General features: G+C 74.3%; 19 protein-coding genes. 8 read left to right on the top strand and 11 right to left on the bottom strand.

What is annotated here, in order from left to right; all coding sequences use genetic code 11:
* The first annotated feature begins 135 nt into the window (after positions 1-135).
* Entirely contained in the window at positions 136-2,484 is a 2,349-nt protein-coding gene (locus tag Q2K19_RS02110; RefSeq protein ID WP_302767139.1) for a heavy metal translocating P-type ATPase, read from the top strand.
* A gap of 208 nt (positions 2,485-2,692) precedes the next feature.
* Here the strand turns inward: Q2K19_RS02110 and Q2K19_RS02105 are convergent, their stop codons facing one another.
* The 4 genes from Q2K19_RS02105 to Q2K19_RS02090 form a co-directional block, all read right to left on the bottom strand.
* Entirely contained in the window at positions 2,693-3,553 is an 861-nt protein-coding gene (locus Q2K19_RS02105; protein WP_302772203.1) for a universal stress protein, read from the bottom strand.
* 20 nt (positions 3,554-3,573) lie between these two features.
* Positions 3,574-5,976, bottom strand: a complete 2,403-nt coding sequence (locus Q2K19_RS02100; RefSeq protein ID WP_302767137.1) for a phosphoketolase family protein — start codon at positions 5,974-5,976, stop codon at positions 3,574-3,576.
* Positions 5,977-6,101: 125 nt separating this feature from the next.
* Complete coding sequence (locus Q2K19_RS02095; protein ID WP_302767135.1) at positions 6,102-6,932, bottom strand: universal stress protein; 831 nt, start codon at positions 6,930-6,932, stop codon at positions 6,102-6,104.
* A gap of 102 nt (positions 6,933-7,034) precedes the next feature.
* Positions 7,035-7,835 (bottom strand): PP2C family protein-serine/threonine phosphatase, encoded by an 801-nt coding sequence (locus tag Q2K19_RS02090; protein ID WP_302767133.1) that lies wholly within the window; start codon positions 7,833-7,835, stop codon positions 7,035-7,037.
* Between the two features lie 172 nt (positions 7,836-8,007).
* Between Q2K19_RS02090 and Q2K19_RS02085 the strand changes: the two genes are divergently transcribed.
* From Q2K19_RS02085 to Q2K19_RS02065, 5 genes are all read left to right on the top strand, one after another.
* Complete coding sequence (locus Q2K19_RS02085; protein WP_302767132.1) at positions 8,008-9,012, top strand: diacylglycerol/lipid kinase family protein; 1,005 nt, start codon at positions 8,008-8,010, stop codon at positions 9,010-9,012.
* Complete coding sequence (locus Q2K19_RS02080) at positions 9,005-10,006, top strand: YihY/virulence factor BrkB family protein (RefSeq protein WP_302767131.1); 1,002 nt, start codon at positions 9,005-9,007, stop codon at positions 10,004-10,006. The genes Q2K19_RS02085 and Q2K19_RS02080 overlap by 8 nt, the downstream gene beginning before the upstream one ends.
* A 71-nt stretch (positions 10,007-10,077) precedes the next feature.
* A complete protein-coding gene (locus Q2K19_RS02075) occupies positions 10,078-11,568 on the top strand; it encodes a phosphatase PAP2 family protein (RefSeq protein ID WP_302767130.1) in 1,491 nt (496 codons plus the stop codon).
* A 10-nt stretch (positions 11,569-11,578) separates the two neighbouring features.
* On the top strand, positions 11,579-12,382 hold the full coding sequence (locus Q2K19_RS02070; protein WP_302767128.1) for an endonuclease/exonuclease/phosphatase family protein: 804 nt from the start codon (positions 11,579-11,581) through the stop codon (positions 12,380-12,382).
* Positions 12,383-12,423: 41 nt separating this feature from the next.
* Positions 12,424-13,530, top strand: a complete 1,107-nt coding sequence (locus Q2K19_RS02065) for a hypothetical protein (protein WP_302767127.1) — start codon at positions 12,424-12,426, stop codon at positions 13,528-13,530.
* A 150-nt stretch (positions 13,531-13,680) separates the two neighbouring features.
* Here the strand turns inward: Q2K19_RS02065 and Q2K19_RS02060 are convergent, their stop codons facing one another.
* The 4 genes from Q2K19_RS02060 to Q2K19_RS02045 all read right to left on the bottom strand — a co-directional run bounded on the left by Q2K19_RS02060 (position 13,681) and on the right by Q2K19_RS02045 (position 17,341).
* A complete protein-coding gene (locus tag Q2K19_RS02060; RefSeq protein ID WP_302767126.1) occupies positions 13,681-14,547 on the bottom strand; it encodes an alpha/beta fold hydrolase in 867 nt (288 codons plus the stop codon).
* Positions 14,544-15,506 carry a TIGR03557 family F420-dependent LLM class oxidoreductase gene (locus tag Q2K19_RS02055; RefSeq protein WP_302767124.1) on the bottom strand — a complete coding sequence of 321 codons (963 nt, stop codon included), beginning with the start codon at positions 15,504-15,506 and terminating at the stop codon, positions 14,544-14,546. Before Q2K19_RS02055 ends, Q2K19_RS02060 begins: the two co-directional genes overlap by 4 nt.
* Positions 15,507-15,676: 170 nt before the next feature.
* On the bottom strand, positions 15,677-16,903 hold the full coding sequence (locus Q2K19_RS02050; RefSeq protein ID WP_302767121.1) for an RNA polymerase sigma factor: 1,227 nt from the start codon (positions 16,901-16,903) through the stop codon (positions 15,677-15,679).
* Between the two features lie 45 nt (positions 16,904-16,948).
* Positions 16,949-17,341, bottom strand: coding sequence for a YciI family protein (locus Q2K19_RS02045; protein WP_302772201.1), 393 nt, complete (start codon positions 17,339-17,341; stop codon positions 16,949-16,951).
* A 160-nt stretch (positions 17,342-17,501) separates the two neighbouring features.
* Here Q2K19_RS02045 and Q2K19_RS02040 point away from each other — a divergent pair, with 160 nt between their 5' ends.
* Entirely contained in the window at positions 17,502-18,143 is a 642-nt protein-coding gene (locus Q2K19_RS02040) for an RNA polymerase sigma factor (RefSeq protein ID WP_302767119.1), read from the top strand.
* Positions 18,140-19,087, top strand: a complete 948-nt coding sequence (locus Q2K19_RS02035; protein WP_302767116.1) for a CU044_5270 family protein — start codon at positions 18,140-18,142, stop codon at positions 19,085-19,087. Before Q2K19_RS02040 ends, Q2K19_RS02035 begins: the two co-directional genes overlap by 4 nt.
* A gap of 66 nt (positions 19,088-19,153) precedes the next feature.
* Here Q2K19_RS02035 and Q2K19_RS02030 read toward each other — a convergent pair whose 3' ends face one another.
* From Q2K19_RS02030 to Q2K19_RS02020, 3 genes are read right to left on the bottom strand one after another with little or no spacing between them, the layout of a single operon-like run.
* A complete protein-coding gene (locus Q2K19_RS02030) occupies positions 19,154-21,340 on the bottom strand; it encodes an alpha-galactosidase (RefSeq protein ID WP_302767114.1) in 2,187 nt (728 codons plus the stop codon).
* Positions 21,337-22,248 (bottom strand): carbohydrate ABC transporter permease, encoded by a 912-nt coding sequence (locus tag Q2K19_RS02025; protein WP_302767111.1) that lies wholly within the window; start codon positions 22,246-22,248, stop codon positions 21,337-21,339. The genes Q2K19_RS02030 and Q2K19_RS02025 overlap by 4 nt, the downstream gene beginning before the upstream one ends.
* The gene (locus tag Q2K19_RS02020) at positions 22,245-23,201 is read right to left on the bottom strand and encodes a carbohydrate ABC transporter permease (RefSeq protein WP_148431663.1); all 957 of its coding nucleotides are present in this window, start codon (positions 23,199-23,201) and stop codon (positions 22,245-22,247) included. The genes Q2K19_RS02025 and Q2K19_RS02020 overlap by 4 nt, the downstream gene beginning before the upstream one ends.
* Between the last annotated feature and the right edge of the window lie 20 nt (positions 23,202-23,221).

Here is a 23,221-nt window from a genome sequence, read left to right as displayed (position 1 = left end):
GGGATGCCGCTCCATCCTCGGCCATCACGGGGCCGGGCGCACGGCTCGCACGACCCGGTTGCCCGGGCCCTTCGACCCGCCGGATTACCCAGGTTTGCCCTACCCCGCCCGCTCTGGCGTTGAGACGATCCGCAGGTGGGAGCGGAACCGCGCGAGTGCGTACCCGAACGGCCGGTGTCGCGCCGCCGGCCGGGCTGGCTGCAGTGGTCCCCGCTGACCCTGCTCACCCTGGCCGTCCTGGCCGGCGCCGGGCTGTGGTTCGCCGGGCTGCACGGCGCGGCCGAGCTGGTCTGGGCGGCGGTGACCCTGGTGGCCCTGCTGCCGGCCCTGTGGTCGACGCTGCGGCGGCTCTGGCGGCGGCAGTTCGGGGTGGACGTCATCGCCGTGCTGGCGCTGGTCGGCACGCTGCTCGTGGGCGAGTACCTGGCCGGCGCGGTGATCGCCGTGATGGTCGCCACCGGGCGGGCGCTGGAGGACTACGCCCAGCGCCGGGCCAGCCGGGACCTGCGGGCGCTGCTGGAACGCGCGCCGCGGCAGGCCCGGCGGCGTACCGCGGGCGGTGGGATCGAGGTGGTGCCGCTGGACCGGGTCGCGGTGGGGGACCGGCTGCTGGTCGGCCCCGGCGACGTGGTGCCGGTGGACGGGACCGTGGAGGAGGCCGCCACGCTCGACGAGTCGGTGGTCACCGGCGAGTCGCAGCTGGTCACCCGGGCCGGGGGCGAGCAGGTGGCCAGCGGTGTGGTCAACGCCGGCGCCGGGTTCGGGTTGCGGGCCCGACGCAACGCGGCGGAGAGCACGTACGCCGGGATCGTCCGGCTGGCCGAGGAGGCCACCGCCCGCAAGGCGCCGATGGTCCGGCTCGCCGACCGGTACGCGGCCGCGTTCGTGCCGTTCACCCTGCTGCTGGCCGGGGTGGCCGGGGTGCTCTCCGGCCAGTTCCTGCGGGCGGTGGCGGTGCTGGTGGTGGCCACCCCCTGTCCGCTGCTGCTGGCCACCCCGATCGCCATCGTCTCCGGGTTGTCCCGGGTGGCCCGGCGCGGCGTGCTGGTCCGGGACGGCGGCTCGCTGGAACTGCTGGGCCGGGCCCGCACCCTGCTGATGGACAAGACCGGCACGCTCACCGCCGGGCGCCCGCGCGCCGCCGAGACGGTGGTCCCGCCCGGCGGAGACCGGGACGAGGTGCTGCGGCTGGCCGCGTCCGTGGAGCAGCTCTCCCCGCACGTGCTGGCCGCCGCACTGGTCCGGCAGGCCCACGAGCAGGGGCTCCGACTGACCGAGCCGAACGATGTTACGGAGGAGCCGGGGCGCGGGGTGACCGGCCGGGTGGACGGCCGGCTGGTGCGGGTGGGGCAGCTCGCCGGTGAGCCACCGGAGTGGGCCCGCCGGGCCCGCGAGCGCGCCGAGCTGGCCGGCCGCTCCACCGTCTGGGTCAGCGACGACCGGAGCCCGCTCGGCGCGATCCTGCTGGAGGATCCGGTACGCCCCGACGCCCGGCGTACCGTGCGGCGGCTCCGCGAGGCCGGGCTGGGCCGGCTGGTCATGGTGACCGGCGACCGGCCGAGGACCGCCCGGCAGGTGGCGCAGACCGTCGGCGTGGACGACGTGATCGCCCAGTGCTCGCCGCAGGCGAAGGTGGCGCGGGTCAAGGAGGAGTCCGGCCGGGCGGTCACCGTGATGGTCGGCGACGGCGTGAACGACGCTCCGGCGCTGGCCGAGGCGCACGTCGGGGTGGCGATGGGTGCCACCGGGGCCACCGCCTCCGCCGGCGTGGCCGACGCGGTGCTCACCGTGGACCGCCTGGACCGGCTCGCCGACGCCGTCGAGATCGCCCGGTACGCGCGCCGCATCGCCGTGCAGAGCGCCGCCGTCGGCATGGGACTGGCGGTCGTCGCGATGGTGGTGGCCGCCGCCGGCGGGCTGCCCCCGGTGGCCGGCGCCTTCCTGCAGGAGGGCATCGACGTGCTGGTGATCCTCAACGCGCTGCGCGCCCTCGGGGGCGGCCTGCGTCGCCGGGACGTCCCACCGGAGACCCGGGCCCTCCTGGACCGGTACGCGGGCGAGCACGGCGGGGTCCGCGACGTGCTGGCCCGGCTGCGGGACACCGCCGACCTGGTGGCGACCCGCCCGGACGCGCCGGAGTGCGTACCGGCGCTGCGGCACGTGCACCGCCGGCTGGTCGACGAGGTGCTGCCGCACGAGGTGGCCGAGGAACGGCAGCTCTACCCGGCCCTCGCCGGCCCGCTCGGCAGCGACGAGGCGACCTCGACGATGAGCCGCGGGCATGTGGAGATCGGCCGGCTGGTGGACCGGATCGGCGGCCACCTGGCACAGAACCCGGACGGCCGGCTGCGCCCCGACGAGGTGCCCGACCTGCTCGCCGCCCTGTACGGCCTGGACGCGGTGCTGCGGCTGCACCTGGCGCAGGAAGAGGAGGACTACTTCTCGCTCAACCCGGAGGAGAGGCCGACCGCCCCCGGGCGGTGACGAGCGTCTCGAGCGGTGCCCGGCGTGTCGCGGCCACCCGGCCAACCACTTGCGAGCGATATGCCTCTGCGGCATGAATATGCCGCGGAGGCATATCCAAACAAGGGACGTTGTCTCCCGGTGCCGTTACGGAGCGTCACGGGCTGGGCGGCGGCCCATCTGCGGATCGGCCACGGCGTGGCCGTCCGCTGCCTGGGCGTCCGCGGGCTCAGCGTTCCCGGACCACCGCGACCGGACAGTGCGCGTGGTGCAGGAGTTGCTGGCTGACCGAGCCGAGCAGCATGCCCCGCAGCCCGCCCCGGCCCCGGGTGCCGACCACCACGAGCTGCGCGTCCCGGCTCGCGTCGACCAGCAGCGCGGCCGGGTTGCCCGGGGTCACCTGGCGCTCGACCGGGACGTCCGGGAAGGTCTCCCGCCACGGGGCGAGGTCGGCCTCGACCGCCGCCCGTTCGCTGGCGGTCACCTCCTCCCGGTCGACCTCGGCCCGTCGTTCTCCGGGCGGCTCCCAGACCCGCAGCACCCGCAGCGGCACGTCCCGCTGGGCGGCCCGCTCGACGGCGAAGGCCAACGCGCGCAGCGAGGACTCGGAGCCGTCCACGCCGGCCACCACCGGGCCGGCGGTGGCCGCCTGCCCGTCGCGGACCACCACGACGGGGCAGTGGGCGTGGGCGGTGACCGACACCGCGGTGGAGCCGGCGAGCAGGCCGCCGAAACCGCCGTGCCCGCGGCTGCCGAGCACCAGCATCCCCGCCTCGGCGGAGCGTTCCTGCAGGACGAGGGCGGGTGGGCCGTCGAAGACCTCGCCGTGCACCGTGAGGCCGGGCCGCTCGGCGGCGGCGTCCGCCGCCGCCTTGCGGACCAGTTCCTCGACCTCGCGCCGGGCGGTCTCGTCCGGCCAGACTCCCGGTGCCACGCCGGGACCGATCCAGCCGGCCACGGTCAGCCACTCGAAGACGTACGCCAGCCGGACCGGCCGGCCCGAGCGGCCCGCCTCGTCCATGGCCCAGTCCAGGGCGACCGTCGCGTCGGTGGAGCCGTCGTAGCCGACCAGGATCTCGTCGTCGCCGATCGCGGCCGGCGCGTCCGGGTTCACTGCCCGCTCCGCAGGCCGGGCTCGGTCTCCCGGATCCAGCGCCACTCCGCGACCCGGGGGTCGTCCTCGCCGTACTCACGGGTGTAGTCGCGGGCGGCCTGCCGCGCGTCGACCATGTCCTGTCGCAGGTGGGCGGCGCGCGAGCGCAGCCCGGGCACCCGGTCGATGACGTCGATGACCAGGTGGAAGCGGTCCAGGTCGTTGAGCATCACCATGTCGAACGGCGTGGTGGTGGTGCCCTCCTCCTTGTAGCCCCGCACGTGCAGGTTGTCGTGGTTGGTGCGCCGGTAGGTGAGCCGGTGGATCAGCCACGGGTAGCCGTGGTAGGCGAAGATGATCGGCCTGTCGCTGGTGAAGATCGTGTCGAACTCGCTGTCCGGCAGGCCGTGCGGGTGCTCCGAGGGCGGCTGCAGGCGCATCAGGTCGACCACGTTGACCACCCGCACCTTCAGCTCGGGCAGGCGCTGGCGGAGCAGGTCGGCCGCGGCGAGGGTCTCCAGCGTCGGCACGTCGCCGGCGCAGGCGAGCACCACGTCCGGCTCGGTGCCCTCGTCGGTGCTGGCCCAGTCCCAGATGCCCAGGCCGCGCCGGGCGTGCTGGATGGCCTCGGCCATGGTCAGCCAGTTGGGCGCCGGCTGTTTGCCGGCCACCACCACGTTGATGTAGTGCCGGCTGCGCAGGCAGTGGTCCATGGTGGAGAGGAGGGTGTTGGCGTCCGGCGGCAGGTAGACCCGGACCACCTCAGCCTTCTTGTTGACCACATGGTCGATGAAGCCCGGGTCCTGGTGCGAGAAGCCGTTGTGGTCCTGCCGCCAGACGTGGCTGGACAACAGGTAGTTCAGCGAGGCGAGCTGTGCTCGCCAGGGGATGCCCCGGGTCACCTTCAGCCACTTGGCGTGCTGGTTGACCATCGAGTCGACGATGTGAATGAACGCCTCGTAGCTGGTGAAGATGCCGTGCCGGCCGGTGAGCAGATAGCCCTCCAGCCAGCCCTGGCAGAGGTGCTCGGAGAGCACCTCCATCACCCGGCCGTCCGGAGAGAGGTGGTCGTCGCCGGGGACCGTGTTGCCGACGAACGCCCGGTCGGTGACCTCGAAGGCGGCGCCGAGCCGGTTCGAGGCGACCTCGTCGGGGCCGAAGAGGCGGAAGGTCTGCGGGTTGGCGGTGATCACGTCGCGGACCCACGGGCCGAGTACGCCGGCGGCGCCGGCCACCGGCTCGCCCGGCTGCTTGACGTCGACCGCGTATTCGCGGAAGTCCGGCAGGTCCAGATCGCGCAGCACCAGGCCACCGTTGGTGACCGGGTTGGCGCTCATCCGTCGGTCGCCCCGGGGCGGCAGCGAGGCCAGCTCGGCGACCGGGGCGCCGGTGGCGTCGAAGAGCTCCTCCGGCCGGTAGCTGCGCAGCCAGCGCTCCAGCTCGGCGAGGGCCTCCGGGTCCTTCCGCACCCCGTCGACGGGCACCTGGTGGGCGCGGAAGGTCCCCTCGACCTGCTTGCCGTGGACCTCCTTCGGGCCGGTCCAGCCCTTCGGCGTACGAAGGATGATCATCGGCCAGCGCGGGCGTCCGACCTCTGTGCCGGAGCGGGCCCGGCGCTGGATCTCGGCGATCTCGTCGACGGTCCGGTCCAGCGTCGCGGCGAGGCTGTGGTGCACCTGCGTCGGGTCGTCGCCCTCGACCACATACGGCTGGTAGCCGTAGCCGCGCATCAGGCCGAGCAGGTCGTCGGTGGGGATCCGGTCCAGCACCGTCGGACTGGCGATCTTGTAGCCGTTGAGGTGCAGGATGGGCAGCACCGCCCCGTCCCGCGCCGGATTGAGGAAGACGTTGGACAGCCAGCTGCCGGCCAGCGGGCCGGTCTCCGCTTCGCCGTCACCAACCACACAGGCCACCAGCAGGTCCGGGTTGTCGAACGCGGCCCCATACGCGTGACTCAGCGCGTACCCCAGCTCGCCGCCCTCGTGGATCGAACCCGGCACCTCCGCGGCCACGTGGCTGGGGATGCCGCCGGGGAAGGAGAACTGGCGGAACAGTCGGGCCATGCCCGTCTCGTCCCGGGTGACGGAGTGGTAGAGCTCGCTGTAGGTGCCTTCCAACCAGGTGTTCGCCACGATCGCCGGGCCGCCGTGGCCGGGGCCGGTGACGTAGATGGCGGACAGGTCCCGGTCGACGATGACCCGGTTGAGGTGCGCGTAGATCAGGTTGAGGCCGGGGCTGGTGCCCCAGTGCCCCAGCAGGCGCGGCTTCACGTGCTCGGGCTTGAGCGGCTCGCGGAGCAGCGGGTTGTCGAGCAGGTAGATCTGCCCGACGGTGAGGTAGTTGGCCGCTCGCCAGTAGGCGTCAAGCCGGCGCAGCTCGTCTTCGGTCAGTGGGCTGTGCAGGTCGAGAGCGGTGTCCATGCTGCGTCAGCCTCTCGCGGCTCGGGGTGTTCTGCCACCCGAAGACGGATTCCGTCCGGGTCCGTTCAGCCTTACCCGGCGCGGCGGGCGACGGTCAGGGCCGTTGGTCCCGGCCTCCGGGGGCGTCACGGCCCGTCCTCGGATCCGGGGTCCAGTCCACGGACGACGATGACCGGGGCCGGCGAGTGGTAGAGCAGGGACTGGCTGACCGCCCCGAGCATCCCGCGCCACGCCTCCTCGCCGCGCGCCCCGACCAGCACGACCTGTGCCGAGCGGGACTGTTCGATCAGGACCTGGCCCGGGTCGCCGCGTACGGTGTGGCACTGGGCGGGCACCCCGGGGTGACGGGCGCCGTAGCGGGCGACCGCCGCTTCGAGCAGTTCGTCGCCCGGGTCGTGGTTGCCGGGCTCGACGACCCGGAGCGCGAGCAGCCGCGCGCCGTGCCGCTCGGCCCAGTGGAACGCGTAGCCCAGGGTGGCGCGGGAGCTCGGGGAGCCGTCCACGCCGACCAGCAGTGGGCCCGGTGGCGGGGGCTCGGCCCGGCCGACCAGCACCGGGCAGCCGGCTCGGGCGGCGAGCTGCACTGCGGGCGCGTCTGTCGGCACGCAGTTCCCGCAGTCCGCCATACCGCCGTCACCGAGCGCCAGCAGGAACGCCGAGTCGGAGGCCCGGATCAGCGCCTCCACCGGTGAGCCCTCGACGATCTCGCCGCTCACCGGCACTGCCGGCTCGGCGTCGGAGGCCACCTGTCCGGCCCGTTCGAGGAGGTCCTCGGCGTCGGCCCGCGGCCCGCCCACCGTGGGCTCCTCCAGGGCCGCCGCCCAGTTGAAGGCGTGCAGCAGGTGCAGCGGACGGTCGTGGGCGGCGGCCTCGCCGGCGGCCGTGCGGACCACCTGGAGGTCCTCCTCCGACCGGCCGACCCCAACCACCACCGCGCCGTGGGTGGGTGCGGCCATCCCGCCTCACCTCCCGACCGTGCCGCCTCACCCACGGTAGTCGCGGGGGCTGCCCGGCCGGACCGGGTCAGCGGAACTGGTGCCGTCCGGTGACGCGGCCGGTCAGCGGGGCGCGGGAACCGTGGGGTGGACGCGGACCACCACGGCCGTGGCGTTGTCCTCGCCGCCCTCGTCGAGGGTCGCCGTGAGCAGGGCGGTGGCGGTGCCGGCCAGGTCGCGCCGGGCGGCCAGCAGGTCCCGCAACCGGTGGTAGTCGAGCTGGTCGCTCACCCCGTCGGTGCAGAGCAGCCAGGTGTCGCCGGCGCGCAGCGGGACGGCGAGCAGGTCCGGCTCCGGCCTGTCCGGGTGGCCGACGTAGCGCAGCAGCTGGTAGCGCGCCCGGGCCGCCTCCGGGGAGGTCGCCGGCCACCAACCGTGCACCGCCCCCAGCCAGGCCATGGTGTGGTCCACCGTCACCAGCTCCAGGAGCCCGTCGCGCAGCCGGTACGCCCGGGAGTCGCCGAGCTGGACGAGCCAGCCCTGGTCGCCCGCCGGCTCCGCGACCAGCGCCGTCAGCGTGCAGCCGGTGAGTCCGGGGAGGGCCGCCCCGGCCCGGCGTACCCGGAGTTGGGTCTCCGCCGTCGCGGCGCGCAGTCCGGCCGCCCCGACGGTCGGCCAGCCGGCGCGGACCTGCTCGACGAAGGTGGTGACCGCCGTGCGGCCGGCGACCCGGCTGCCCTCGCCGTCGCCCATGCCGTCGGCGACCGCCATCAGCGGCAGTTCGGGGTCGACGTGCAGCAGGTCGAAGTTCTCCGGGTAGCGGTGGCCCACCACGCTTCCGCCGGCGATCTCCAGCGTGACCCGCCCGACGGTCAGCCGGCGGGCGGGCTCGGCCGGTTGATCCAGGGGTCGGCGGCGCAACACCAGCGGACCGTAACACCGGTACGGGGCCGCGTCGGGCGCGCCGGGCGCCGGCGGGTCGCGGCGGCGGCCTGACCCGCTCGCCGGGGGCCCGCGTCTTAAACCTGTTTGCGGTCCTTGCAACGTCGGTCCCGGTCGGCTCGCCGACCCACCGGAGTTGCTGCACACTTGCGCCGTGGATGGTGAGCACAAGCGCCCGGTGACCGCGAGCAACCCCGCGCCGCGCTCCGCGGTGGTGGTCAACCCCGTCAAGGTGACCGATCTCGACCAGTTCCGCCGGACGGTGGACGGCGCGCTCGACGTCGCCGGCTGGCCCGCCCCGACGTGGTACGAGACCACCGTGGAGGATCCGGGCCGGGGGCAGACCGAGCAGGCCGTCGAGGCCGGCGCCGAGGTGGTCTTCGCCTGCGGCGGCGACGGCACCGTGATGGCCTGCGTCACCGCGCTCGCCGGCACCGACGTGGCGCTCGCCGTGCTGCCCCAGGGCACCGGCAACCTGCTCGCCGCCAACCTCGGCCTCTCCAACGACCTGGCCGCCGGGCTGGAGGTCGCCGTCGAGCGGGGCATGCGGCGGCTGGACGTCGGGGTGGTCGGCGACCAGTGCTTCGCCGTGATGGCCGGGATGGGCTTCGACGCGCAGATGCTCGACTCCACCTCGGAGCGGACCAAGAAGCGGATCGGCTGGCCGGCGTACGTCGTGGGGGCCGCCAAGCACCTGCGGGACCGGCCGATGCGGGTGTCGATCCGGATCGACGGCGGCCCGCCGCTGCGCCGCCGGGCCCGCTCGGTCCTGGTGGCCAACGTCGGTCGCCTCCAGGGCGGCGTCCGCCTGCTCACCGACGCCGAGCCCGACGACGGCTGGCTGGACGTCGCCGTGCTCACCCCCCGTACGCTGCGCCACTGGCTGGCGATGGGCTGGGCGCTGGTGCGCCGCCGGGGCAGCGTGCCCCGGATGGAGGTGCTCCGCGGTCGCAGGGTGCAGGTCACCAGCAACCGGGCCCAGCCCCGGCAGCTCGACGGCGACCTGATCGACCCGGGCCGCTCGTTGACCGCCGAGATCCGGCCGGAGTCGCTGTGGCTGTGCGTGCCGCGGCCGGCGCGCCACCCCGACCTGTCGGTCGACGCCGACGCCGCCGCCGAGCGCGGCGAGCGCCTGGTCGAGGAAGCCCGCCATGAGTAGCACCAAGCTGGTTCCCGAGACCCGGCTGATGGCGGAGGAGGAGCTCTCCGCCGACGACGCCTGGCACACCCTGCGCCGGCTCGGCGGCTGGTGCCTGCTGCGGGACGCCTTCATCCGGTTCCGCTACGGCGACGGCTTCAGTCACTCCCGGGCGTTCGCCCTGCAGCTCTGCCTGGCCGTGGTGCCGTTCCTGATCGCGCTCACCGGCCTGATCACCGACCTCGGCGCCGACGAGGGCGGCAAGGTGGTCGCCGACACGGTGCTCGCGCTCACCCCCGGGCAGAGCGAGTCGGTGGTGCAGGAGCTGCTCGCCGACGGCGAGCGCACCGAGCGGGCCGGGGAGCTGGCGCTGACCCTCGGCCTGCTGACCGGGTTGGTCGCGCTCACCACCACCATGGCCCAGATCGAGCGGGGCGCGAACCGCATCTACGGCGTCGAGCGGGACCGGCCCGCCCTGGCCAAGTACGTCCGCGCGGCCGTCCTCGCGGTGACCGCCGGCGTGCCGGCGCTGACCGGGTTCCTGATCCTGGTGGGCGGCCGGGCGATGGGCGACTCGGTGCAGCGCCACTACGAGTGGGGCGGCTTCGCCAACGCCGCCTGGGACGTGGTGCGCTGGCCGCTCAGCCTCGGGCTGACCGTGCTGGCCGTGGCGGTGCTGTTCCGGCACGCGCCCCGGCGCAAGCAGCCCGGCCTGTCCTGGCTCTTCTTCGGCGCCGGGATCGCCACCGCGCTGTGGTGGCTGGCCAGCCTGCTGCTCGCCGGGTACGTCAAGTACAGCGGCGGATTCGGGCAGACCTACGGGGCGCTGACCGGCATGATGGCCCTGTTGCTGTGGGCCAACCTGACCGGGATGGCGCTCTTCGGCGGGCTGGCCTTCGCCGCCCAGCTGGAGGCCATGCGGATCGGCGTGGAGGAGCCGGCCCAGCCCGACCTCTGGGAGCCCGACGCCGAGCGCGAGGAGACGCTCGACACCGGCGAGATGACCGCCCTCTGACGACCCGCCGGCGTGTACGCGCGGCCGGAATCGGGTACAGCGCGCCTCGCAGAGGACAAAGGGGGTGCGAGGTGACCGCGGTCAAGGAGGCGATGCGCCGCCCGCTCGGCCGTTTCGCCGAGCGGAGCGTCGCCGGGCTGCTCGCCGTGGCGGGTGCCGGCGTCGCGTTCGGCGTGCTGCTCATGCTCGTCCGGTTCCACTGGGGCCCGCTCTACCACGCCGACCATGAGGCGGCGGAGTGGTTCAACGGCCTCGTGGCGCCGCACCACGCGCTGGTCACGGTGCTCGAGGCGATCACCGACCTGGGCGGCCGGCCGGTGCTGATCTGGCTGGTCACCATCGCCGTGGTCAGCCTGCTCATCCGCCGGCAGTCCCGGCTGGCGGTCTACCTGATCGTCACCGGCGTCGGCGGGCTGATCCTCGACCCGTCCCTGAAGGCGCTGGTCGGGCGGCTCCGCCCGGTCGTGGACGTGCCGATCACCCACGCCCCGGGCAACAGCTTCCCCAGCGGGCACGCGCTCGGCTCGTTCGTCGCGTACGGGGCGTTGCTGCTGGTCTTCCTGCCGGCCATGGCACCGCGCTGGCGCAAGCCGGCCATCGCGATCGTCGCCCTGCTGGTCTTCCTGATCGGGCTGACCCGGATCGCGCTGGGCGTGCACTTCGTCTCCGACGTGCTCGGCGGCTGGCTGCTCGGCGCGATCTGGCTCGCCGTCAGCGCGTACGCCTTCCGGCTGTGGCGTCGCGAGCGCGGCCGCCCGGTGCCGCCGATCACCGAGGGCCTGGAGCCGGAGGCGGGGCAGGAGATCAGCCCCGCGCCGGACGAGGAGCAGGTGCTGGAGCACCCCCGCTCGTCCGTCGCCGAGCTGCTGGTCGGCTGGGTGATCGTCTTCGGTGCCCTCTACGGCTTCGGCATGTTCGTCAGCTACCACGCCAAGGGCACCTTCCTCGACACCCTCGACACGGAGGTCCCGCAGTGGTTCGCGGCCCGGCGTACCCCCGGCCTGACGGAGCTGAGCTGGTGGTGGAGCAAGTTCGGCGACACCCACGCGATCCTGCTGGTCTCGCTGGTGTTCTGCCCGCTGGTGCTGGCCGTCTGGAAGCGCTGGCGGCCGGTGCTCTTCGTGGTGCTGGCGATGTTCGGGGAGCTGAGCCTCTTCCTCGCCTCGGCCCGCGTGGTGCAGCGGCCCCGCCCGCCGGTGGACAACCTGGACGGGCACATGCCGACCTCGTCCTTCCCGTCCGGGCACATCGCGGCCACCATCTGCCTGTGGAGCGCCATCGCGATCCTCGTGTTCGCGCGGACCGACCGGTGGTGGCGGTGGCTGTTCGTCGCGCTGGCCGTGATCATGCCGGTCGGGGTGGCCACCTCGCGGATGTACCGGGGCATGCATCACCCGACCGACTTCATGGGCGCGATCCTGCTCGCCGCCCTCTGGATCTCCCTGCTCTACTGGGTGGTCCGCCCCAACGCCGACGTGCACCGGGGCAACCGGCGGGCGATCGAGTCCGAGCAGGTGCACGAGCTGGACGACGAGCTGGCCAAGGCCGGCCGGGAGGACTGACCGGACGCCGATGCTGCGGGTGATGACCTGGAACGTCCGGACCGGCGGACGGGACCGGGACGGGACCGACCGGTGGGAGCGGATCGTGGCGGTGGTCGCCGCGCAGCGTCCCGACGTGCTGGCCCTGCAGGAGCTGCGCGGCCTGGACCGGGACGGGCGGATGGCGGAGCTGGCGGGCCGGCTGGGCATGGCGCCCCACCTGGCCCGCGCCTGCTTCGGCCAGCCGGTGGCGGTGCTGGTCCGGGCGCCGCTGCGGGTGCTCCGGTCCGGCCGGGTGCGCCGCCCGTTCCACCACGCCGCCGCCCGGGTCGAGGTGGCCACCCGGGAGGGCCCGCTGACCGTGCTCGGCACGCACCTGGACCCGTACTCCGGTGGGCGGCGGCGGATGGAGGCCGAGTGGCTGGCGGCGGCCGTTCGGCGCACCGGGGGACGGTTGGCGCTGCTCGCCGGGGACCTGAACACCCTGGAGCCGGCGGTCGACCACAGCGCGCGGCTGGCCGGCCTGTCCGCCCTGTACCGGCGGCGGCACCTGCGCCGCGACGGTCGTACCGTCGACACCCGGGCGGTGGCCCGGCTGCTCGACGCCGGCCTGGTCGACCTCTGGACCCACCTGGGCGGGAGCGAGCCGGACGGGCTGACCGTGCCGACCCGGTACGGCGGCGCGGAGTTCGCCGGGATGCGCCTGGACTACCTGCTCGCCACCCCGGAGCTGGCCGCGCTGACCCGGGAGGTCCGGGTACTGCGCGGCGGCGACGCCGACACCGCCTCCGACCACTACCCGGTGGTGGCCGACCTGGCGTTGACCCCCGGCTGACCGGGGCGGCGGTCGTTGCCGCGGCTGGCTACCGTGGCGTCGTGACCGGCCTGCCGTCCCTGCGCCCCGCCGACCCGTCCCGGCCGGCCGCGGCGGGTCCGCCGCCGCCGCGGCCGGCCGGTCCGACCCGGACGGTCGCGCCGCGTCGCCCCGCCGTCGACGAGCCGCCGCCGCTGGTCGCCGCCGTCGCCCGTGGCGTCGCCCTGATCGTGGTGCTTCCGGTACGCCTGCTCTGGGAGCTGGTCGCCGCCGCCGCCCGGTGGGTGGACCGGCACCTGCTCACGCCCACCGGCCGCTTCCTCTACCGCTTCCTGCTGCTGCCGCTGGCCTGGTTCGCTCGGACGCTGGTCTGGCTGCCGCTCGTGTGGCTGGCGCGCGGGGTGGCCTGGGTGGTGGTGAGGCTGGTCTGGCGTCCGCTGGTGTGGGTGGCCCGGACGCTGGTCTGGCTGCCGGTGGTGTGGCTGGCGCGCGGCGTGGCCTGGGTGGTGGTGAGGCTGGTCTGGCGTCCGCTGGTGTGGGTGGCCCGGACGCTGGTCTGGCTGCCGGTGGTGTGGCTGGCGCGCGGCGTGGCCTGGGTGGTGGTGACCCTGCTCTGGCGTCCGCTGGTGTGGGTGGCCCGGGTGATGGTGTGGCGGCCGCTGGCCTGGCTGGTTCGGGAGCTGGTGGTGCGGCCGGCCCGCTGGCTGGCCGTGCTGCTCGCGCCGGCCGGTCGGGCGCTGCTCGCCGGGCTCACCGGGCTCGCCCGGGTCGTCGCCGCGGGGCTCGCCGTGTTCGGCCGGGTGGCCGCCGCCGGGCTGGTCGCCGTCGGCCGGGCGGGGTGGGCCGTGGCCCGGTTCGTCGGGCGGCTGCTGGTGGACGCGGCCGTCGGCGCATGGCGGCTGGCCGGTCGGCTGCTCGCCCTCCTTTACCAGGTGCTGCTGCGCCCGCTGGGGCTCGCGATGCGCTGGTGGTGGCGGCACACCGCCGTGCCGTTGGGCCGGGCCGTGCGGGCCGTCTGGCGGGCGACGGTACTGCCGCTGGCCCGCGCCGTACGGTCGGCGTGGCGCGCCACCGTCGGGCCGACCCGCCGCTGGCTGCGCCGCGCGGTGCTGGACCCGGCCCGGCTGGCGTCGCGGGAGGTGCTGATCGCCCTGGGCCTGCGCCGCTGAACCGGGCGCCGCGGGCGGTGGCCGGCTCAGATCAGCAGGTTCAGGAGCACGGTCAGCACCACCGAGGCGAGGATCGAGAAGAGGATCATCAGCAGGCAGCCGCGGCCGCCACCGGCGGGACGGATCTCCGTGTTCCCGATGCGCATGGACTCACCTTTGCAGGACGGGCGCCACCAGGCCGCGGATCGCGTCGGCGACCGGCCCGGGCGCGGTGGTGGCGACGTTGTGCGCGGCGGCCGGCACGGCCACCGCCCGGCCGCCCGGGACCAGCCGGGCCGCCTCCTCCCGCCAGCCGGCGGGGACGACCGGGTCCCGGGCGCCGGTGAGCACGAGCGTCGGCACGGTGACCCGGACCAGGTCCGCCTCGATGGCGTTGCGCACCGAGAGGGACAGGGTGGCAACGACCCGCCGCGGGCGGGCGTCCCACACGTCCCGCAGCAGGATCGGCGCCTGGAGCCGGGCCTCCCGCAGCGCGTCCACCAGCCATCGCCCGACCTGGCCCCGACGGCTGCGGGCGGCCGGGTCGCTGGTGGGGCCGGCCAGCACCAGGGCCCGGACCAGCTCGGGGTGGCGGGCGGCGAGCGCGGCGGCCACCTCCGCGCCGAACGAGTGCCCGACCAGGCAGACCGGCCCCAGCCGGTACGCCCGCAGCCAGGCGGCCAGATGCGCAGCGTGCCGGGGCGCGTCGTACGCCACGCCGGGGTGCTCGGTCAGCCCGAAGCCGGGCAGGTCCGGCACGTACACCGGGTGGGTGGCGGCGAGGGCGACGGCGAGCGGGGTGAGGTAGCGGTGCGAGACGGCGAGCCCGTGCACCAGCACCACGGCCGGGGTGTCGCCGTTCGGGTCGCCGCCGCGGCGGGTGTGCGTGCGCAGCCCGCCGACGAGCCGGAACTCGCTGGTCAGTCCGGCGGCCGGCCGGGGCGCCGCCAGGGCCAGGCGGAGCTCCGCCAGCCCGAAGCGGCCCGGTGGCGACGGGCGGGGGCCCGGCGCGGCCCGTCTCGTCGGCCGCAGTGTCACAGCTCGCGCAGCCGGGGCAGCAGCTGCTCCTGGGCCCACTCCAGGAACATCGGCTGGGTGTCGCCGCCGACCTGGACGAGCGCCACGTGGGTGAAGCCGGCGTCGACGAACTTCTTGAACGCCTCGACGTGCCGGTCCACGTCCGGCCCGCACGGGATGCCCTGGGCCACGTCGTCCTCGCGGACGAACTGGGTGGCCGCGGCGAACGCGTCCGGGTCGGGCAGGTCGGCGTTGACCTTCCAGCCGAGGCCGAACCAGCGGAACTGGTCGTGCACGATCTTGCGGCACTCCGCCTCGTCGGGGCCGTAGCAGATGGCCACCTGGCCGTAGCGGGGGCGGCCCGCGCCACCGGCCTCCTCGTACATGTCGACCAGGTGGGGCAGCGGGTCGGTGGCGATGAGGGCGTCGGCGTACTCGGCGGCCAGGGTGGCCGACTGCCGGCCGGACGCGGCGACCGCCATCGGCACCGGGCGGTCCGGGCGGTCCCAGACGTACGCGTCGGGGACGTCGAAGTGGTTGCCGGAGAAGGTCAGCGTCTCCCCGTTGAGCAGGGGCCGGATGATCTGGAGGGCCTCCTCGAACATCTCGTGCCGCTGCTGCACGTGCGGCCAGCCGCCGACCACGTGCTCGTTGAGGTTCTCGCCGGCGCCGAGGCCGAGGGTGAAGCGGCCGTCGGAGAGCACGCCGATGGTGCTGGCCTTCTGGGCCACCACGGCCGGGTGGTAGCGGCCGATCGGGCAGGTCACGAAGGACAGCAGCTCGGCCCGGCTGGTGGCGTGGGCGACCGCCCCGAGCACCGACCAGGCGTAGGGCGAGTGGCCCTGGGAGTCGAGCCACGGGCTGTAGTGGTCGGATGTGACCAGGTGGTCGAAGCCGGCGGCCTCGGCGCGGACGGCGTAGTCGACCAACTGCTTCGGGCCGGCCTGTTCGCACATCAGGGTGTAGCCCACGTGGACCATGGCGCATCTCCTTCCGGGCGGATCGTCACCGGATACCCGGGCGCGCGGTGGTCAACCCTGGTGTCCGCTTCCGGGCGACAGCGCACAGCGGGTCAGCGCGGTCAGCGACGGTCTGCTCCCGGTCCGGCTCTCCCTCGGTCAGCCCCGTGTCCGGGCCGAGGTGGAGTGGGTCATCCGGCGGTCGGCCGGTCGGTGGTGGCCAGCCGGGCCGCCCGCATCTGCAGGTACCGCTGCTCGGGCAGGCTGGTGGTGCGCCCGGCGGCGGCCCGGTAGTGGGCCACCGCCGACTCCCGGTCGCCGGCCATCTCGTACAGGTGGGCGCGGGCCGCGTCGAGCCGGTGGTGGTCGGTCAGCCGCGGGTCGGCGGCCAGCGCGGCGAGCGCGTCCAGCCCGGCGGACGGGCCGTGCACCATGGCGGTCGCCACCGCCCGGTTCAGGGCGACCACCGGGTTCGCCGCCATTCGCTCCAGCACCTGGTAGAGGGCGAGGATCTGCGGCCAGTCGGTCCGCGCCGCGGTCGGCGCCTCGTCGTGCAGCGCGGCGATGGCGGCCTGGAGCTGGTAGGGCCCGACCGGTCCGCGGGCCATCGCCCGGGTGATCAGCGCGGTCCCCTCGGCGATCGCGGCGCCGTCCCACCGGCCGCGGTCCTGGTCGGCCAGGGAGATCAGCTCGCCGGACGGGCCGGTCCGGGCGGCGGCGCGGGCCTCGGTGAGCAGCATCAGCGCGAGGAGCCCGGCCACCTCGCTGTCGTCCGGCAGCAGCGCGTGCATCGCCCGGGTCAGCCGGATCGCCTCCTCGGACAGGTCCACCCGGCGCAGGTCGGCACCGAGGCTCGCGGTGTGCCCCTCGGTGAAGATCAGGTAGAGCACGTGCAGCACCGTGGCGAGCCGGCCCTGCCGGTCTGCCTCGTCGGGCATCCGGAACGGCAGCCCGGAGGCGCGGATGCGTTGCTTGGCCCGGCTGATCCGCTGCGCCATGGTCGCCTCGGGGACGAGGAAGGCATGGGCGATCTCGGCGGTGCTGAGGCCGCCCACCGCGCGCAGCGTGAGCGCGATCGCCGACGCGGTGGAGAGCGTCGGGTGGCAGCAGAGGAAGAGCAGGACCAGCGTGTCGTCCCGGCCCGCGGCCGACGCCTCGTCGGCGGCCGGTGCGGCCCGTCGGTCGTCGCCCTCCCGCCGGGCCGCCCGGTGCTCCCGGTCGCGGCGGGCCGCCTCCGCCCGGACCAGCTCGATCATCCGGCGGTACGCGACCTGCACGAGCCAGCCGCGCGGGTTGTCCGGCAGCCCGTCGACCGGCCACTGGGTGGCCGCGTCCAGCAGCGCCTCCTGCACCGCGTCCTCGGCGGTGGCGAAGTCACCGAACCGGCGGGCGAGCACGCCGAGGACCTGCGGCGCCAACTCGCGCAGCAGGTCCTCGACGGCGTGGTCCGGGACGCCCAGCGGTCACATCTCCTGCGACGGGGCCGACATGACCGGGTGCACCTCGATCGGCATGTTCAGCGGTCGCCCGCCCGGGCCGGGCGCGGTGGAGATGTGCGCAGCGATCTCCACCGCCCGCTCCGGCGTCTCGCAGTCCACGATCCACCAGCCGGCGAGGAACTCCTTGGTCTCCGCGAACGGCCCCTCGGTGACCACCGGGGCGCCGTTCTCGCCGGCCCGGACGATCCGCGCCTGCTGCGGCCCGCCCAGACCCTCGGCCTGGACCCACTCGCCGTCGGCGGTGAGCTTCGCGTTGACCTCCCGCATGAAACCGATGTGGGCCTGGATCTCCTCGGGTGTCCAGGTGTCGATCGACGGGAAGTCGGTGCCGGCGGCGCTGAACTGCATCAGCAGCATGTACTTCACGGTTCGCTCCTCACGTCCGAGCACCGATTCTCGATGCTTCCACCCTCCGGTAGAAGCTGCCACCCCGCTTCTCGACACCCATGGCGGAGAATTTCCAAGACTTTTTGCCCGGGAACCGCCGGGGTCGAGCGGACAGGTACCACGTGTGGAGATGAGTGTGCGTGGCCGGCTACGGGCCGGGGATCCCGACACGTTCCGGGAGTTGTTCGACGAACATGCCCGTTCGGTCTACAACCACGGCTTCCGGCTGACCGGGGACTGGTCGGTGGCGGAGGACGTGGTGTCGCTGACCTTCCTCGAGGCGTGGCGGTTGCGGGAGCGGGTCGACGCCGACGCGGAGGCCGGGTCGTTGCGTCCCTGGCTGCTCGGGATCGCCACCAACGTCGCCCGCAACGTGCGCCGCGCCGCCCGACGGCACGCCGGGGCACTGGCCCGGCTGCCCAGGGCGGAGGTGGTGCCCGACTTCGCCGAGGAGGTCGCCACCCGCATCCGCGACCGCGAACGGCTCGCCCTGGTGCGTACCGCCCTCGCCGCGCTGCGCCAGCCGGAACGCGAGGTGCTCGCCCTGTGCGTGTGGTCCGGCCTCGACTACGCCGAGGCGGCGGTCGCGCTCGGCGTACCGGTCGGGACGGTGCGGTCCCGGCTGTCCCGGGCGCGGACCAAGCTGTACAAGCTCTTCACCGCCGGAAAGCTCATGCCGGTCGGGGAAAGCCGGGAACCGGCCGGCGGCCGTGGACAGGTACCAGTCGACCGCACGATCGCGGTCCGGTTCGCTCAGGAGCACACCCGATGAACGCCAACCCGAACCAGTCCACTCCGGACGCACGGGCCGACCTGGCTCGGCTGTTGCCGCCGCCGGCGGAGCGGGACCTGTCCAGCGACCGCCACCGGTTGATCCAGGAGTTCGTGATGACCCAGATCCACACCGCCCGGTCCCCGGCCGGGCCGGCCCCGCGCCGCGTACCGCGGCGGCGGCTGATCCTGGCCTCGGCGCTGACCGCGGTCGCCGCGGCGACCGCGGCCGTGGTGTTGATCGGCGCCGCCGGGCCCGGCAGCACGGGCGGCGACCGGGCCCCGACCGAAGTCGGCACGTCCGGACAGCGGATCCTGCTCGCCGCCGCCACCACCGCGGAGAAGATGCCCGCCGCGTCCGGCACCTACTGGTACCTGCGGACCGAGTCCGTCGGCCCGCCCTCGGAGAGCTGGACCGGGCGCGACGGCCGCACCTGGGTACGCGGGGCCAAGACCGGCGGCGCGGTGCTGGAGCTTCCCCTGCCGACGTCGTTCCGGCTGGGCGGCCCGGACGTGACCTTCGACGAGCTTCAGCGACTGCCGACCGAGCCGGCCGCGCTGAAGCAGTGGATCGCCCGGTCGGTGCGGAACAGTGACGTGCGCACGAGTGCCGGGAGGCCGAACGCCGCCCTGCGGGAGCAGATGGTCTTCGACGGCCTGCTCTCCCTGGTCGCCCAGCTGCCCGCCCCGCCCAACGTCCGGGCCGCCGCCTTCCAGGCCATCGCCGCCTACCCGGAGGTGCGGAGCACCGGGGCGACCGAGGGTGGGCAGGGCCTGCTGATCCGGCTGGGGGCGGAGCCGCCGGCTCGGTTGGTCGTCGACCCGGCCACCGCGCGGATCCGGAGGACGAACTTCTACGTCACGCCGGACGGCGCCCGGGTTTCGCGGGAGGGGGACGGCATGTTCACCCTCACCGCAGAGTGGACCGACCGGCTGCCCGCCTGACGGATCACCGCCCGGGCTTCGGGTGCGTTTGTTGTCGCCCCCAGCGACAACAAGCGCACCCGATCCTCACTGGACCGCGCTGACCTCCAGCAGCAGCGCCTGCTCCGGGTGCAGCGCCGGCAGCTGAAGCCCCACGGAAACCAGCACCGACCCGCGCAGCGTCACCCCGTCGTCCGCGGCGAGCCACGCCGGGGGGCGCAGTTGCAACAGCGCCGGTTCCGGCACCCCGGCCGGAAGCCGGACCAGGTAACGCCGGGACGGGTCCAGGCCGGGCAGGCGCACCATCCCCGGCACCTGCGCCGCCGAGGTGGTCAGCCGGGAGACCGCGTACACCGCGTGGGACCGGTCGTGGGCGACCACGCCGTGCGCCTGCACGGCCGGGTCCGGGTGGTCGACCCGGACCACCCGGCCGCCGTGCAGCAGCGGGCGGAGCCGCTTGTGCAGCGCCACCCAGGCGGCGAGTTCGGCCCGCTCCGTCGCGGTGATCCCGCTGATGTCCCACTCGATGCCGTGGTGGCCGAAGAGCGCGGTGGTCGCCCGGAAGCCCAGGTCGTGCACCCGGTGGGTGGTGTGCGAGCGCTCCGGTCCGATGTGGGTGCCGATCAGCTCGGGCGGGAGCAGCAGCCCGGTCCAGCGCTGGATGGCCAGCCGTTCCAGGGCGTCGTTGCAGTCGCTGGCCCAGACCCGGTCGGTGCGGCGCAGGATCTCCAGGTCGACCCGCGCGCCGCCGGACGAGCAGCTCTCGATCTCCACTCCGGGGTGCCGGGCGCGCAGCTCGTCGAGGAGCCGGTAGACCGCCACCGTCTGCGCGTGCACCCCGGGGCGGCCGCCGTGCCCGGCCTCGGCGAGGTCCCGGTTGTGGTCCCACTTCAGGTACGCGATCCCGTCGTGCTCGGTGAGCACCGCGTCCAGCCGGGCCAGCAGGTGGGCGTACGCGTCCGGGTGGGCCAGGTCGAGCACCTGTTGGTGGCGCCACTCCGGGGGCAGCCGGCCGGGGGCCTGGAGCACCCAGTCCGGGTGGGCCCGGAACAGGTCCGAGTCGGGGTTGACCATCTCCGGTTCGACCCAGAGCCCGAACTGCATCCCGTGCTTGCGGACGTGGTCGATGAGCGGTTGCAGCCCGGCGGGCCAGACGTCGTCGTCGACCCACCAGTCGCCGAGGCCGGCCCGGTCGTGCCGGCGGCCCCGGAACCAGCCGTCGTCGAGGACGAAGCGTTCCACGCCCACCTCGGCGGCCCGGTCGGCGAGGCCCTTGAGCCGGTCGAGGTCGTGGTCGAAGTAGACCGCCTCCCAGACGTTCAGGGTCACCGGTCGGGGGGTGCGCGGGTGTTGCGGTCGGGCCCGCAGGTGGGTGTGCAGGGCGTCGCTGAGCCCGTCCAGCCCCTCGGTGGAGTGCGCCGCGTAGAGCAGGGGAGTGGCGTACTCCGCGCCGGGGGCGAGCACGATCTCGCCGGGGGTGAGCAGTTCGCCGCCGCCGAGCGTGGACTCGCCGGTGGGTCGGCGCTCGGCCACCGTGACGTGGTCGCCGCTCCACGCGGTGTGCACCGCCCACACCTCGCCGTGCCCGAAGCCGAAGCCCGCGGTGCCGGCCACCAGCAGCAGGGTGGCGTCGTGCCCGGTCCGGCCGTGCCGGCCCTCGCGGACCCAGGCGCCCATCGGCCACGGGTGCCGCTGCGGCGCGCGTTCCCGGCACCATCGCCCGGTCAGGTCGAGCAGTTCGGTGGCGACCGCCGGGACCGGCAGCACCGGGGTCAGCTCGCGCACCTCGTAGGGCCGGTCGCCGTCGTTGCGCAGCCGGTGCCGCAGCATCAGCAGCCCGCCCGGATCGAGGGTGAGCTCGACGGTGAGCGACAACCCCGCGGCCGAGTCCGTGGCCCGCACGGTCACCCGCGCGGCCCCGCCGTGGTCCCGCTCCGCCGCGGATACGCGCACCGCGTCTCCGCCGTCGCCACGCGGGTCGTCGACGTCGAGGGTGTCGAGGCGGAACGCGGTCGACCAGTCCCGGCCGTCCCGGTGTCCGGCCAGGCCGGGGCGGCCGCTCCAGCCGGCGCTCGCCTCGGGCAGCAGCGACAGCACGGTCGGCGCGTCGAAGCTGCTCGGCACCACGGGCGGGAGGGTGGCGTCGACCAGGGCGGCCAGCTCGTCGGCGGCCAGCGGGCCGAGGTCGGTGCCCCAGTGCACGACCCGGGGCAGCCCGGAGCCGCGCGCGTCGAGCACCAGGCTGGTCCGCGCGCGGCGCAGGTGGACGATCATCCCTTCGACGCTCCCAGGGTCAGGCCCCGGACGAACTGCTTCTGCAACAGGAAGAAGATCACCAGGGTGGGGATCGCGACCAGCACCGAGCCGGCCGAGACGAGGTTGTTGTCGGTGAAGAACTCGCCCCGCAGGTTGTTGAGCGAGCTGGTCACCGGGAACTTGTCGCCGCTGCGCATCAGCACGGTGGCCCAGAAGAACTCGTTGTAGATCCAGGTCACCTCGAGGGTGGCCAGCGCGGCCAGGGCGGGCCGGCACAGCGGCATGGTGACCTGCCAGTACTGCCGCCAGACGCTGGCCCCGTCGACCATCGCCGCCTCGTACAGCTCGTGCGGCAGGGCCTTCATGTAGTTGCTCAGCACGAAGACGCAGAAGCCGCACTGGAAGGCGACGTTGACCAGAATCAGCCCCCAGTAGCTGTCGTAGAGCAGCTCCGAGTCGCTCATCCAGGCGGGCAGCGGGATCTGGGTGAACATCCGGAACAGCGGGATCAGCAGGGCCTGCTGCGGCAGCAGGTTCGCCGCGGTGAAGAGGCCGAGCAGGGCGACGTTGAGCTTCCAGCTGAACCGGGCGATCACGAACGCCACGCAGGAGGCGAGGAAGAGCGTCAGCAGCACCGCCGGGACGGTGATGTAGACGGAGTTGAGGAAGTGCTTGCCGAACTCGGCGGTACGCCACGCGGTGACGTAGTTGTCGAGCGTCCAGCCGCCGAACGAGACGTAGCCGTGGGTGGCCGTGTACTCGTACGAGCGCAGCGAGGTGAGCACCGCCCAGAGGATCGGGAAGAGCCACCCGACCGCCACGGCGGCCAGGAAGACGTGCAGGACCACCCGGGCCGGCCGCAGTGGCCGGCGGCGGGTGGACGGCGCTGCGGTGTCCGGCGTACGGGTCAGGGTCGCGCTGCTCATCGCCGGTCCTCCCGCATCACGGTGAACAGGTAGAGGGTGATGAAGACCAGGGAGACGACCAGCATGATGGTCGCCAGCGCCGAGCCGAAGCCGATCCGGCTCGCCTCGCCCACCACGTTCTGGGTGACCAGCGCGGAGAGCAGCTCCAAGCCGTTGCGGCCCTTGTTGATGACCCAGACCAGGTCGAACGCGCGCAGCGACTCGATCACCGTCACCACCAGCACGATGATGTTGATGGGGCGCATCACCGGGAAGACCACCCGGAAGAAGGTGCTGGTCTCCGAGGAGCCGTCCACGGCGGCGGCCTCGCGCAGCGACGGGTCGACGCCCTTCAGGCCGGCCAGGTAGAGCAGCATGATGTAGCCGACGTGCCGCCAGCCGGCGGCGAAGAGCACCGCCCAGATGTTCACGTTCGGGTCGCCGTACCAGTCGGTCTGGGTGCCGAGCAGGGCGTTGAGCAGGCCCTGGTCGCGGCTGTAGATGAGCTGCCAGACGAAGCCGATCAGCGCGAGCGAGAGCACGACGGGCAGGTAGAGCGCGGTCTGGTAGAACCGGCTGCCGCGCAGCTCCTTGTCGAGCAGCACGGCGAGGAACATCCCGAACGGGGTGGCCACCACGAAGAGGGCGGCCAGCCAGAGCAGGTTGTTCTGCACCGCCGGCACGAACGGCGGGTAGATGTTCACCACGTCGTCGTAGTTCTTCAGACCGACCCAGTCGATCTCGCCCAGGGGGCCGATGCCGTCCCAGTTGGTGCCGGAGAGCAGCACGGTCGCCGCCGCCGGCAGCCAGACCAGGCCGACGACGAGCAGCAGGGGTACCAGCACCATCAGCGTGATCACCACGCGGTCGGTGCGGGACAGGAGCCGTAGCCGGCGGCCGCGACCACGCTTGGTGGTGGTCGCGGCCGGCGGCGGCACGGCGCGATCCGCTTGGATCAGGGGCAGGTCGGACATGGTGTCCTCCCCCTTCCGCC

The sequence above is a fragment of the Micromonospora sp. NBRC 110009 genome, from assembly GCF_030518795.1.
GTDB lineage: Bacteria > Actinomycetota > Actinomycetes > Mycobacteriales > Micromonosporaceae > Micromonospora.
The sequence above is the reverse complement of the archived record's forward strand: the minus strand, read 5'-3'. Positions and strand labels throughout refer to the sequence as shown.

Excerpts from the sequence above, each read along its gene's own strand:
- Q2K19_RS02100 (WP_302767137.1), bottom strand. The coding sequence starts at position 5,976 with ATGGACACCGCTCTCGACCTGCACAGCCCACTGACCGAAGACGAGCTG.
- Q2K19_RS02095 (WP_302767135.1), bottom strand. The coding sequence starts at position 6,932 with ATGGCCGCACCCACCCACGGCGCGGTGGTGGTTGGGGTCGGCCGGTCG.
- Q2K19_RS02080 (WP_302767131.1), top strand. The coding sequence starts at position 9,005 with ATGAGTAGCACCAAGCTGGTTCCCGAGACCCGGCTGATGGCGGAGGAG.
- Q2K19_RS02070 (WP_302767128.1), top strand. The coding sequence starts at position 11,579 with ATGCTGCGGGTGATGACCTGGAACGTCCGGACCGGCGGACGGGACCGG.
- Q2K19_RS02055 (WP_302767124.1), bottom strand. The coding sequence starts at position 15,506 with ATGGTCCACGTGGGCTACACCCTGATGTGCGAACAGGCCGGCCCGAAG.
- Q2K19_RS02045 (WP_302772201.1), bottom strand. The coding sequence starts at position 17,341 with ATGCTGCTGATGCAGTTCAGCGCCGCCGGCACCGACTTCCCGTCGATC.
- Q2K19_RS02040 (WP_302767119.1), top strand. The coding sequence starts at position 17,502 with ATGAGTGTGCGTGGCCGGCTACGGGCCGGGGATCCCGACACGTTCCGG.
- Q2K19_RS02035 (WP_302767116.1), top strand. The coding sequence starts at position 18,140 with ATGAACGCCAACCCGAACCAGTCCACTCCGGACGCACGGGCCGACCTG.
- Q2K19_RS02030 (WP_302767114.1), bottom strand. The coding sequence starts at position 21,340 with ATGATCGTCCACCTGCGCCGCGCGCGGACCAGCCTGGTGCTCGACGCG.
- Q2K19_RS02025 (WP_302767111.1), bottom strand. The coding sequence starts at position 22,248 with ATGAGCAGCGCGACCCTGACCCGTACGCCGGACACCGCAGCGCCGTCC.
- Q2K19_RS02020 (WP_148431663.1), bottom strand. The coding sequence starts at position 23,201 with ATGTCCGACCTGCCCCTGATCCAAGCGGATCGCGCCGTGCCGCCGCCG.